The organism is Aeromonas sp. TW 6, assembly GCF_013168745.1.
In the GTDB taxonomy this organism is placed as follows: domain Bacteria; phylum Pseudomonadota; class Gammaproteobacteria; order Enterobacterales; family Aeromonadaceae; genus Aeromonas; species Aeromonas caviae.
Genome location: NZ_JABERS010000014.1, coordinates 37,477 through 49,488, shown reverse-complemented (window position 1 = coordinate 49,488; position 12,012 = coordinate 37,477). Strand labels below are relative to the sequence as shown.

Annotated in this window: 8 protein-coding genes; 5 read left to right on the top strand and 3 right to left on the bottom strand. The window is 62.3% G+C overall.

The window, feature by feature from the left end:
- Window positions 1-37 precede the first annotated feature (37 nt).
- On the top strand, window positions 38-775 hold the full coding sequence (gene pdxJ / locus HKD46_RS09100) for a pyridoxine 5'-phosphate synthase (protein WP_010675636.1): 738 nt from the start codon (window positions 38-40) through the stop codon (window positions 773-775).
- A 141-nt stretch (window positions 776-916) separates the two neighbouring features.
- Here the strand turns inward: pdxJ and HKD46_RS09095 are convergent, their stop codons facing one another.
- From HKD46_RS09095 to barA, 3 genes are all read right to left on the bottom strand, one after another.
- Window positions 917-1,807, bottom strand: coding sequence for an N-acetylmuramoyl-L-alanine amidase (locus HKD46_RS09095; RefSeq protein ID WP_171865321.1), 891 nt, complete (start codon window positions 1,805-1,807; stop codon window positions 917-919).
- Between the two features lie 32 nt (window positions 1,808-1,839).
- Complete coding sequence (locus HKD46_RS09090) at window positions 1,840-2,325, bottom strand: DUF1456 family protein (protein WP_010675634.1); 486 nt, start codon at window positions 2,323-2,325, stop codon at window positions 1,840-1,842.
- Window positions 2,326-2,389: 64 nt separating this feature from the next.
- Window positions 2,390-5,110, bottom strand: a complete 2,721-nt coding sequence (barA, locus tag HKD46_RS09085) for a two-component sensor histidine kinase BarA (protein WP_171865319.1) — start codon at window positions 5,108-5,110, stop codon at window positions 2,390-2,392.
- A gap of 269 nt (window positions 5,111-5,379) precedes the next feature.
- Here barA and rlmD point away from each other — a divergent pair, with 269 nt between their 5' ends.
- The 4 genes from rlmD to pyrG all read left to right on the top strand — a co-directional run bounded on the left by rlmD (window position 5,380) and on the right by pyrG (window position 12,010).
- Window positions 5,380-6,702: a 23S rRNA (uracil(1939)-C(5))-methyltransferase RlmD gene (gene rlmD / locus HKD46_RS09080; protein WP_171865317.1), complete on the top strand. Its 1,323-nt coding sequence runs from the start codon at window positions 5,380-5,382 to the stop codon at window positions 6,700-6,702.
- 349 nt (window positions 6,703-7,051) lie between these two features.
- Window positions 7,052-9,262, top strand: coding sequence for a GTP diphosphokinase (gene relA / locus HKD46_RS09075; RefSeq protein WP_109421795.1), 2,211 nt, complete (start codon window positions 7,052-7,054; stop codon window positions 9,260-9,262).
- A 171-nt stretch (window positions 9,263-9,433) separates the two neighbouring features.
- The gene (gene mazG / locus HKD46_RS09070; protein ID WP_109421796.1) at window positions 9,434-10,231 is read left to right on the top strand and encodes a nucleoside triphosphate pyrophosphohydrolase; all 798 of its coding nucleotides are present in this window, start codon (window positions 9,434-9,436) and stop codon (window positions 10,229-10,231) included.
- A 141-nt stretch (window positions 10,232-10,372) separates the two neighbouring features.
- Window positions 10,373-12,010 (top strand): glutamine hydrolyzing CTP synthase, encoded by a 1,638-nt coding sequence (gene pyrG / locus HKD46_RS09065; RefSeq protein ID WP_039041042.1) that lies wholly within the window; start codon window positions 10,373-10,375, stop codon window positions 12,008-12,010.
- Window positions 12,011-12,012 lie beyond the last annotated feature (2 nt).

Here is a 12,012-nt window from a genome sequence, read left to right as displayed (position 1 = left end):
CCGGCATTCACAGATGACCTGTATCAAGGAGTAAGCAATGAGCGAGATCTACCTGGGTGTGAACATCGACCATATCGCCACCCTGCGCAACGCCCGCGGCACCCAGTATCCGGATCCGGTACAGGCCGCCTTCGTGGCCGAGCAGGCCGGTGCCGATGGCATCACGGTCCACCTGCGGGAAGATCGCCGCCACATCACCGACCGGGACGTGGAGATCCTGCGCCAGACGATCCAGACCAGGATGAACCTGGAGATGGCGGTGACCGAGGAGATGATCGGCATCGCCTGCCGCATCAAGCCCCACTTCGTCTGTCTGGTGCCGGAGAAGCGCACCGAGGTGACCACCGAGGGTGGTCTGGACGTGGCGGGCCAGCTGGACAAGGTGACCGATGCGGTGACCCGTCTTGCGGCCGTCGGTGCTCAGGTATCCCTCTTCATCGATGCGGATCCGTTGCAGATCGATGCGGCCGCCGCGAGCGGTGCTCCCTTCATCGAGATCCACACCGGCCGCTACGCCGATGCCACCACGGACGCCGAGCGCAACGCCGAGTTCAAGCGCATCGCCGCCGGTGCTTCCTACGCCGCTGGCAAGGGCTTGAAGGTCAATGCGGGCCACGGTCTGCACTACCACAACGTCAAGGCCATCGCCGCCATCCCCGAGCTCTATGAGCTCAACATCGGTCACGCCATCATCGGTCGCGCCGCCTTCGACGGTCTGGCCAAGGCGGTCAGCGACATGCGTGCGCTGATGCAGGAAGCCCGTCAGGGGATCTGATGCCGCTTCGCAGGTATGAAAACCACAAGGGACGCTTCGGCGTCCCTTGTGGTTTTCAGGAGTGGAAGGCGGGGTGAACCCCGTGTTCATCTGGCATGGGGCCGGGCATCCGTGTGCAGAGGGCGAAAGGGAAGGGGCGTCTCAGCCTGGTTCCGGGAAGTAGCGCTCCAGCAGGGCGGTGAGGATGGCCTGGCACTCGGCATCCGGCTCGCCGGTGACCAGGGCGGGGCGAAAGTGAAGCTGGAAGGCGCGCAGGACGGCGCGGCTCTGCTCATCCCAGGCGCCGTGCTGGGGTAGGCCGTAGCCGTAACGGGCAAGCTGCTGCTGCCATTGCAGCGCATCCCAGGGGATGAGCTGCGTCTGGCGCAGCTCGGCCACCCGGGCCTCGTCGGGCCAGGCGCCGACACCGTAGCGCAGGGCGAGCTCGCGCCAGGGGAACCGGGGGCCGGGATCCTGCTTGCGCTCGGGGGCGACATCGCTGTGGGCCAGCACCTGGGTGGGGGGGATCTGGTAGCGTTCGACCAGATCCCGGGCGAGGGCGCCGAGGGCGTCGATCTGAGCAGGGGGATAGGGTTGCCAGTGTCTCAGATGGGCGGGCAGGGCCGCGTCTTTCTCGTCATACCCGAGATTCACTATCTCGATGCCGAGCGAACTGGCGTTGAGCCCGGCGTAGTGATGCCAGCGACTGCGTCCGGCGTGCCAGGCCCGCTGGCTGTCGGGCACCAGCTGGTAGACCGGGAACGGTTGCTCGTCGGTGTCGCGGGGGATCAGGTAGTGGGCGCTCACCTTGTGCTCCGGCTCGGTCAGCAGGCGCAGGGAGCGGGCATCCTCTTCATCCGTGTAGTGCAGGATGAGAAAGGCGATGCGCTCGTTCTGGCTGGCGCTCTGATGATCCTGATTGAGCCGATAGGGTGCAGGCTGGCAGGCGCCGAGCAGCAGGATGAGGGGCAGTGACCAGCGCCAGCGCGCCGCGAACCGACACGCACCGCCGCTCGCCGACGGGCGTGGAGTCAGCAGGCGGCGCCAGCCCATGGTCTAGCCTCGCACCTGGCCGAAGGCGGTCATCAGGGCCCGGGCCTGTATTTGGCGGTGAGGCCAATCAGGAAGTTGCGCAGGATCTGATCCCCGCAATCCTGATAGTGCTTGTGATCCCTGGCGCGGAACAGGGCGCTCAGCTCGGACTTGGAGAGGTTGAAGTTCGCGAGCTTGAGGGTGCCCAGCATCTCCTCTTCCTTGTAGTTGAGGCCGATGCGCAGCTTGCGCAGGATCAGGTTGTTGTTGATCCGGTTCGGGATCACCTGGGGCGGGGCATCTTCCCGCACACCGCGGCGCAGGGCGATGAAGCCGTCGAGGAACTGGCTCAGTGCCGAGTCCGGGCAGGCGGCGAAGCCCGCTTCCTGTGCCTCGCCCTCTTCGGCCTCTTTCATCAGCCAGCCGTGCAACTGGGCATGGGTGATGGCCAGATTGCCCTTGGCAAAGATCTCGACCATCTGGTCGTTGCTGATGCTGAGGGCATAGCGCAGGCGGCGCAGAATATCGTTGTTGGTCATGTTGACTCCTGTGGAAACGGCGCAGATGTTACCACCTGCCGCCTGTCCAGTCAGAAAAAGCGCCTCAGTCGGTCAGGGCCAGGTAGCGGGGGGCCTCCTGCCTCACCTGCTCCAGGGCATCCTGCAGCTCCAGCAATTCGGGTTCCAGATCGCTCACGGCGACCCCGTCGCGCAGCTGCTGCTCGAGCTGGGAGAGCAGGCGTTGCAGACCCGGCACCCCGGAGTAGGCGCAGCCACCGTTGAGGCGGTGGAGCTGGGCCAGCACGTCTGCATCGTCGGCACTCCCTTCCAGCGCCGCCGCCAGGATGGGCTCCACCTCGTCGAAGCTGGCCAGCAGCATGGTCAGCATCTCCCGGGCGAGGGCTGGCTTGCCGGCGGCCTGACGCACGGCGAGGGGCCAGTCTATCTGCTGATCCCCGTGATTCTGGTGCCGCCGGTGGGCGAAGTCGGTGATGAGCTGCGCCAGCATCCCCTCGTCGATGGGTTTGGCCAGGTAGTCGTCCATGCCCTGGCGAATGAGGCGCTCCCGCTCACCGGGAATGGCATGGGCGGTGACCGCGACGATGGGGGTCTCGGTGTTGAGGGAGTGGTGGCGGATCGCCTGGGTGGCGCTGATGCCGTCCATGACGGGCATCTGGATATCCATGAAGATGATGTCGAACGGCTGGCTCTGGGCCAGGTTGACCGCCTCCTTGCCGTTCTTGCACACCACCACCTCGGTCACCATCTCCTTGAGCATGGCGGCGATGAGCTTGAGGTTGGCGGCGTTGTCATCCACCGCCAGCACCTTGACCGCCTGCACGCTGCGCGGCGTCGGCGCGGGCAGGGGGGCACGGCGTACCGCCTCGGGGGAGAGCAGAGCGTGCAGCAACTTGCGATGGTTGATGGGCTTGGAGAGGCAGTGGACGGCGCCGTGGGCCAGCATGGCGTCGTAGAGGGCCGGCTCGTGGCTGCTGAGCAGCACTATGGTGTTCTGCTGGCCGTCCAGTCCGTCGAGACGGGCAATCACCTGCTGCGGGCTTTGCAGGGTGCTGCTGCCGATGAGCACCATGTCCTGGCTGCTCATCGGGGGCCACTCCTCGTCCACCGTCAGGGAGTGCACATCCAGGTGCCACTCTCCCAGCAGGGCGAGCAGGGAGGCGTGAGTGAAGGGATCTGGCTCCAGCAGCCAGACCCGCTTGCCCTGGATGCGATCCAGCGGAAGCCGCTCGCTCTGGGGCAGGGGCGAGACATCCAGATCCAGGTGGAACGAGAAGACCGACCCCTTGCCGAGTTCGGATTCGAAGCGGATCTGGCCCCCCATCTGCTGCACCAGCTTCTGGGTGATGACGAGCCCGAGCCCGGTGCCCCCATAGCGGCGGGAGATGGAGGAGTCTGCCTGGTTGAAGGCCTGGAACAACTGGCGCTGCTGCTCTTCGGAGATGCCGATGCCGGTATCGCGAATCAGCACCCGCAGGCGCACCTTGTTGCCGCTGGATTCCCCGGTCTGCTCGACACGCACGTCCACGTTGCCTCGCTCGGTGAACTTGATGGCGTTGCCGGTGAGGTTGGTGAGCACCTGCTGCAGACGCATGGGGTCGCCGGTGAGGTAGTCCGGCACGGCGGCATCCACCTGGAGGGAGAGTTCGAGCTGCTTGTCGTGGGCGCTCGGCCCCAGCAGGTGCATGGTCTCGTTGAGGGTGTCCCGCAGGCTGAAGGGGATGTGCTCGAGCTGCAGCTTGCCCGCCTCCAGCTTGGAGAAGTCGAGGATGTCGTTGATGATCCCAAGGAGGTTGCGCGCCGACTTCTCGATGGTCTGCATGTAGTCGGTCTGGCTCGGGGTCAGACTGGTCTTGAGCAACTGGCGGGTGAAGCCGATGACCCCGTTGAGAGGGGTGCGCAGCTCGTGGGACATGTTGGCGAGGAACTCGGACTTGACCCTGGCCGCCTCCTGGGCGCGCTTCTTCGCCATGTCGAGCTCGACGTTCTGGATCTCGATCTGCTCGAGGGTCTCCCGCAGATCCGACGTCGCCTGATCGATGTTCTGCTGCATCTCCTCGTGATATTCGGAGAGCGCCTTGGCCATGGCGTTGATGCCGTTCTTGAGCATGTCCAGCTCGCCGGTGAGCTGGCCGCTGACCCGGGTATCGAGCCGCCCCTCCCTGATCCGGTGCACCGCCTGCACCATGTCGGTGATGGGCTGGGTCACGCTCTTGACCAGACGGAAGCCGAACAGGGCGCTGATGGCCAGCCCGATGAGCACGATGATGACCGCGAAGAAGGCGTCGCGGTACTGCAGGACGATGGCCCTGTCCGTGGCGAGTTGCATGGAGATGTAGCCGATGACCGGCGGCTCCAGATCGCTTGGCAGCGGGAAGCCGTCCAGGCTGGTCTCTGCCTGGATGGGGGTGCGCAGTATGATGTCATCGCCGTTGACGGAGACGCTGGTCAGGGCCGGGATGACGCTGCCGTCCGGCAGACGAAGCTGGCTGAAGTCCCTGTGGTAGTTGGACGTCACGAACAGCTGATTTTCCTGGGTGAAGACGGCGATGGACTTGATGAAGGGCGAGTTCTTGCGATGGGTGAGCCCGATCAGCCGCTTGAGGGATTCGCGGCTGTGCTGTGTCATGCCGTATTCGCTGGCGATGGCCAGGGGCTCGATGATGTTGATGCCCTGATCGATGAGGTTGTTTTCCAGCTGCTGATAGCGGTGGAAGGTGAAATAGCCGGCGATGAGGCCGCCAATGATGAGGGTCGGCAAGATGGTGAAGGCCAGCACCCGGGCCCTGAGACCGTACTTGGTCATGCCGCCGACCCGCCTTTCGCAAGAGAAGCCATGACCCGGGGCGCATGCAGGCACTGGGGTCGGGCAGGCAATACAGTCATTGTCGCTGTACGGGGTCTCAGGCCGTATCCGGTCATATCAATGGGCCACTTTTGGTCAGAATGGACGATGGGGCGGATGCCGCGGCTGGGGCCCTCAGGCCGTATTTGGTCATACGATTATTCTTGTGGGACAATGGTCTGCCGCAGATTCCACAATCATGACATAGCCACCTATAGGCACCAAGTTTTATGGCCCAGTTTTTCAAGCCCCAAAAGAAATCCACCCAGCCCCAACGTATTGAATTTACGGTAGACAGTCTGGATCACCACTGTGTCGGCGTCGGCCGTCATCAGGGCAAGGCCATCTTCGTCGAAGGGGCGCTGCCCGGCGAGGCCATCAAGGCCCGCATCATCGACGACAAGAAGCACTATGCCCACGCCGCCCTGCAACAGGTGGTGACCCCGGCGGCCAACCGGGTCGCCCCCTTCTGCGACCACTATCGCGAGTGTGGCGGTTGCAGTGCCCAGCACCTGGGAGAGGGAGATCAGCTGGCGGCCAAGGAGGCGGGACTGGTCAGCCTGTTCGAGCGCCTTGGCAACATCCAGGCGCCGGCGCTGGCACCTGCGCTGACGGGGGAGTCCCGCGCCTACCGCCGGGTCTGCCGTCTGGCCATCAAGTTTGACAAGAACGGTCGCTGCACCCGGGTGGGCTTTCGTCGTCGCCAGTCGAACGATCTGGTAGAGATTGCCGGCTGTCCTGTGCTGGCCGAGCCCCTCTCCGCCCTTATCGCCCCTCTGCGCGAATGCCTCAACCGGCTGAAGAGCCAGCGCGAACTGGGCCATGTGGAACTCATTCAGGGGGAGCAGGGCATTCTGATGCTGCTGCGCCACACCGGTCGCCCCACCGAGGCGGACCGGGCGCACTTGACCGAGTTTGCCACCGCCCAGGGGATAGACCTCTATCTGCAGGCGGCGGACGAGCAGATCGAACCTCTGCGTCAACAGTCTCAACCAAGTTACACGCTGGATGGCCTGTCTCTTGCATTCGCTCCCGGCGACTTCATCCAGGTCAACGGGCCCGTCAACCAGCGCATGGTGGAGCAGGCATTGAGCTGGCTCGACGCAGGCAGGGATGACAAGGTGCTGGACCTCTTCTGCGGCATCGGCAACTTCACCCTGCCGCTGGCCCGTCAGGCCCGCGAAGTGGTGGGGGTGGAAGGGGAGCTCTCCATGGTGACGCGTGCACAGGAGAATGCCCGCCGCAACGGCATCGACAACGCCCGCTTCTACAAGGCGGACTTGAGCGGCGACATCGTGGGCATGTCCTGGGCCCGGGAAGGGTTCGATCTGGTACTGCTGGATCCGGCCAGACCCGGGGCGCTGGAGGTGATGAGCCACGTGGTGGCACTTTCCCCCAAACGGGTGGTCTATGTTTCCTGTAACCCGGTCACCCTGGCCCGTGACAGTCAGGTGCTGGTGCAGGGGGGCTACAAGCTGACCCGTCTAGGGATGCTGGACATGTTCCCCCACACCGGTCATCTGGAGTCCATGGCGCTGTTCGAACGGGGCTGAGTCGAGACGACTGCATTATTCTGGATGAATCAAGATGCGGTCGTGATGATTTTTCGATGTGCATGATGCTGCCAGAGTGAGGTAAAACAGGTGTTTTTCGCTGCCTTCAACGGGCAGGGCAGCATGCGGTTATCTTGGTTTTCCAGCGGCGGCAGCGCTGTTTGAGCGGGAGTGATTAGGGTAATCTAGGTCGTCGATAGTGGATCGGATGCGGGGAAGAGCCCTGTCACCTTGCGCGGTGACATGCCTTGAAAACTCTTTCATGCATCCCCATTTGAGGCAGTCATCAGTTGATGAGGGGATGAGGAGAGCATCGGCTTTCGACCCCACACTTTTAAGGATTGATACCATGGTTGCGGTGCGCGATATTCATTTGAAAGACAATTTCACTCTGGATGAGTGGGTCAGTTCCCTTACCCTGAGTGAAAGTGACAAGAATCAGTTGCGAACCGTCTACCAGTATTGCCTGACCCTGGGTGACGAAGCGCTCACCAACCGCCTGCTGGTGCGCGGGGTCGAGATGGTGGGCATCCTGCTGATGCTCAGCATGGATCTCGCCACCCTCAAGGCCGCCATTCTCTATCCCTTCGTCGAAGCCGGTCTCATCAGCCAGGAAAAGGTGAACGAGGACTTCGGCCCCAAGATCGCCAAGCTGGTGGAAGGGGTGCTGGAGATGGAGGCCATCCGCTCCCTGCAAACCCTTCACCGCAGCGAAACCTCGCCGGAGCAGGTGGACAACGTGCGCCGCATGCTGCTCGCCATGGTCGAGGACGTGCGCGCCGTGGTCATCAAGCTGGCGGAGCGCATCGCCTGCCTGCGTGAGGCGAAGAAGGCGGATGAGGAGACCCGGGTGCTGATGGCCCAGGAGATCACCAACATCTATGCCCCCCTTGCGAACCGCCTCGGTATCGGTCAGCTCAAGTGGGAGCTCGAGGATCTCGCCTTCCGCTACCTGCACCCGGACACCTACAAGCAGATCGCCAAGCAACTGGACGAGAAACGGCTCGACCGCGAGCGCTACATCCGTGAATTCGTGCAGTCTCTGCGCGATGCCCTGGCCGAGGCCGGCGTCGAGGCCGAGGTCTATGGCCGACCGAAACACATCTACAGCATCTGGCGCAAGATGCAGAAGAAGCACCTCGAATTCAACGAGCTGTTCGATGTGCGCGCGGTGCGGGTGATCACCAAGCGGCTGCAGGATTGCTACGCGGCGCTCGGTATCGTTCACACCCATTTCCACCATATTCCCCGCGAATTTGACGACTATGTCGCCAACCCCAAGCCCAATGGCTACCAGTCCATCCACACCGTGGTGGTGGGGGAGGAGGGCAAGACGGTGGAGATCCAGATCCGTACCGAGCAGATGCATCAGGATGCGGAGCTCGGTGTGGCTGCGCACTGGCGCTACAAGGAAGGGGCACAGCCCGCTGCCAAGACCAGCACCTTCGAAGACAAGATCGAATGGCTGCGCAAACTCCTCGCCTGGCAGGAGGATCTCTCGGAGAGCGGCTCCTTGCTGGACGATCTGCGCAGTCAGGTGTTCGAGGACAGGGTTTATGTCTTCACTCCCAAGGGCGATGTCATCGACCTGCCGGCAGGGGCGACGCCGCTCGACTTCGCCTATCACGTGCACAGCATGATCGGTCACCGCTGCATCGGCACCAAGATCGACGGCCGTATCGTGCCCTTCACCTATACGCTGCAGACCGGCGACCAGGTGGAGGTGATCACCCAGAAGGAGCCGAACCCGAGCCGCGACTGGATGAACCCGAACGCCGGCTTCCTGCGCTCCAGCCGGGCGCGGGCCAAGGTGGCCACCTGGTTCAGAAAGCTGGACCGGGACAAGAACATCGCCGCTGGCAAGGAGCTGCTGGAGAAAGAGCTGGACAGACACAACCTCACTCTCTCCAAGGTGGACAAGGTGGTGCTGGAGCGTTTCCATGCGGAGGAGCTGGAAGATTTGCTGGCCGGTATCGGCAGCGGCGACATCCGCATCAACCAGCTGCTCAATTATCTGGACACCCGCTACAACAAGCCGACGGCGGAAGAAGAAGATCGCCGTCTGCTGGAGAAGCTGGAGCAGAAGGCCAATGTGCCCTTCCGCCCCAAACCCAAGGATCACATCGTGGTGGAAGGGGTGGGCAACCTGATGACTCACATCGCCCGCTGCTGCCAGCCCATCCCGGGGGACGCCATCCAGGGCTTCATCACCATGGGACGGGGGGTTTCCATCCACCGGGAGGATTGCGAGCAGCTCAAGGAACTGTCGCGTCGCAACCCGGAGCGCTTGATCGATGCGGTTTGGGGGGAGAACTACTCCGGCGGTTACGGTCTCACCATCCGCATTCTCTCCAACGACAGATCCGGCCTGCTGCGCGACATCACCACCGTGCTCGCCAACGAGAAGATCAACGTGATGGGGGTGCGTTCGCGCTCCAACGTGCGCGAGCAGACCGCCGAAATCGACATGGAGCTGGAGATTTACAACATCAACGCCTTCAACCGGGCATTGGCCAAGCTCAGTCAGCTCAACGACGTGATCAGCGCCAAGCGGCTGTAATGCTCAACAGACCGGCCCCAGTGGCCGGTCTGCATTTTCTCCCTCCTTGCAGAGCATTGAAGACGGTTATCATGCACCCCATCTCCGTCCGCCATGGCTCCACATCATGTGGAACAGTGGCGTGAGCGGATCTTCATGAACCCCATTTACCGAATCGAAAGTGAGTTGCCCATGTCCCAACGCTACGACCTTCCCCAACTGCTCGACATCATGGCCAGATTGCGTGACCCGAACGGGGGCTGCCCCTGGGATCTCAAGCAGAGTTTCCAGACCATAGTGCCGCACACCCTGGAGGAGGCCTACGAGGTGGCGGATGCCATCGAGAGCGAAGATTGGCAAGGGCTGAAGGGGGAACTCGGTGATCTGCTGTTCCAGGTGGTGTTCTATGCCCAGCTCGGCAAGGAGCAGGGGTTGTTCGACTTTGCCGACATCGTCGATACCGTGAGCGAGAAGCTCATTCGCCGCCACCCCCATGTCTTCTCCGATGCCGACCTGGGTGACGAGCAGGCGGTTAAAGCGAACTGGGAGGCGGAAAAGGCGAAAGAGCGTGCGGCGCTCGACAAGGAGAGCGTGCTGGACGATATCCCCCTCTCCCTGCCTGCCCTGACCCGGGCCGCCAAGATCCAGAAGCGCTGCGCCACCGTCGGTTTTGACTGGAAGACGCTGGGGCCCGTGGTGGACAAGATCCACGAGGAGATCGACGAGGTGATGGAAGAGGTGTTGATGGCGGATGTGGACGAGGGGCGGGTGAGCGACGAGCTCGGCGATCTCTTGTTCGCCACCGTCAACCTGGTGCGCCATCTGGGCAAGGATCCCGAGCAGGTGCTGAGGGCTGCCAACACCAAGTTTGAGCGTCGTTTTCGTCAGGTTGAACACTTTATTGCCGCAGAAGGTCTGAAAATGACGGATTGCTCCCTGGAGAAGCTTGACGAGGCCTGGAACAGGGCCAAGGAAACCGAGCAAAGTTGATTTGGCGCAAGACGGGGCGGCGGGGAGCCTGATAGATTTTTGTTCATTGTTTGGGAGTGGGGGTTTTGGTATACTGTTTCCCCGTCCTGCTTCATCCCCGAAGCACCCCTTAAAATTCCCTAAACTTCTTTCAGGTTCAGCATGACGACCAAATATATTTTTGTGACTGGTGGCGTTGTTTCATCCCTCGGCAAAGGCATTGCCGCAGCTTCTCTGGCAGCCATTCTGGAAGCCCGTGGTCTGGATGTGACCATCATGAAACTGGACCCGTACATCAACGTGGATCCGGGCACCATGAGCCCGACCCAGCATGGTGAAGTGTTCGTAACCGAGGACGGGGCCGAAACCGATCTGGATTTGGGCCACTACGAGCGTTTCATCCGCACCAAGATGACCCGCCGCAACAACTTCACCACCGGCCGCATCTATGCAGACGTGCTGCGCAAGGAGCGTCGTGGTGACTATCTGGGCGCCACCATCCAGGTAATCCCGCACATCACCAACGCCATCAAGGAGCGGGTGATTGCCGGTGCCGAAGGCCATCAGGTTGCCATCGTCGAAGTGGGCGGTACCGTGGGCGACATCGAGTCCCTGCCGTTCCTTGAAGCCATTCGTCAGCTGGCGGCCATCGTGGGTCGCAACAATGCCATGTTCATGCACCTGACCCTGGTTCCTTACCTGGCCGCCGCCGGCGAGGTGAAGACCAAGCCGACCCAGCACTCCGTGAAGGAGCTGCTCTCCATCGGTATCCAGCCGGATGTGCTGATCTGCCGCTCCGACCGCGCCATTCCGGCCAACGAGCGTGCCAAGATCGCCCTGTTTTGCAACGTGCCCGAGCGCGCCGTCATCTCCATGAAGGATGTCGACTCCATCTACAAGATCCCGGCGCTGCTGAAATCCCAGGGGCTGGACGGCTACATCACCGAGCGCTTCGGCATCGAGTGCAAAGAAGCCGACCTGGCCGAGTGGGAACAGGTCATCTATGAAGAGGCCAACCCGACTGCCGAAGTCACCATCGGCATGGTGGGCAAGTATGTCTCCCTGCCGGACGCCTACAAGTCCGTCAACGAAGCGCTCAAGCACGGTGGCCTGAAGACCCGTCTCTCCGTCAACATCAAGTACATCGACTCCCAGGACATCGAGACCCGTGGTGCCGAGCTGCTGGAAGGTCTGGATGCGATCCTGGTACCGGGCGGCTTCGGCGAACGCGGCGTGGAAGGCAAGATCCTGGCCGCCAAATATGCCCGCGAGAACAAGATCCCGTACCTCGGTATCTGCCTGGGCATGCAGGTCGCTTTGATCGAATACGCCCGCAACGTGGCGGGCATGGAAGGGGCCCACTCCTCCGAGTTCAAGAAAGACAGCCCGTACCCCGTGGTCGGTCTCATCACCGAGTGGGTGGATGACGAAGGCAACGTCGAGACCCGGACCGAGAAGTCCGATCTGGGCGGTACCATGCGTCTTGGCTCCCAGCTCTGCCACCTGGTGGAAGATTCCAAGGTGCGTCAGATGTACGGCAGCCCGACCATTTACGAGCGCCACCGTCACCGTTATGAAGTGAACAACAAGCTGCTGCCGCAGATTGAAGCGGCAGGTCTGAAGGTGACCGGTCTCTCCGCCGACAAGAAGCTGGTGGAAATCATCGAGATCCCGGATCACCCCTGGTTCGTGGCCGCGCAGTTCCACCCGGAGTTCACCTCGACTCCCCGTGATGGCCACGCCCTGTTCGCCGGTTTTGTGAAGGCGGCGGGCGAGTATCAGAAGCGTAATTTGAAGTAATT

Bases quoted from the DNA above. Each gene is read 5' to 3' on its own strand.
- rlmD (WP_171865317.1), top strand. From the start codon at position 5,380: ATGGCCCAGTTTTTCAAGCCCCAAAAGAAATCCACCCAGCCCCAACGT.
- HKD46_RS09090 (WP_010675634.1), bottom strand. From the start codon at position 2,325: ATGACCAACAACGATATTCTGCGCCGCCTGCGCTATGCCCTCAGCATC.
- barA (WP_171865319.1), bottom strand. From the start codon at position 5,110: ATGACCAAGTACGGTCTCAGGGCCCGGGTGCTGGCCTTCACCATCTTG.
- mazG (WP_109421796.1), top strand. From the start codon at position 9,434: ATGTCCCAACGCTACGACCTTCCCCAACTGCTCGACATCATGGCCAGA.
- relA (WP_109421795.1), top strand. From the start codon at position 7,052: ATGGTTGCGGTGCGCGATATTCATTTGAAAGACAATTTCACTCTGGAT.
- HKD46_RS09095 (WP_171865321.1), bottom strand. From the start codon at position 1,807: ATGGGCTGGCGCCGCCTGCTGACTCCACGCCCGTCGGCGAGCGGCGGT.
- pyrG (WP_039041042.1), top strand. From the start codon at position 10,373: ATGACGACCAAATATATTTTTGTGACTGGTGGCGTTGTTTCATCCCTC.
- pdxJ (WP_010675636.1), top strand. From the start codon at position 38: ATGAGCGAGATCTACCTGGGTGTGAACATCGACCATATCGCCACCCTG.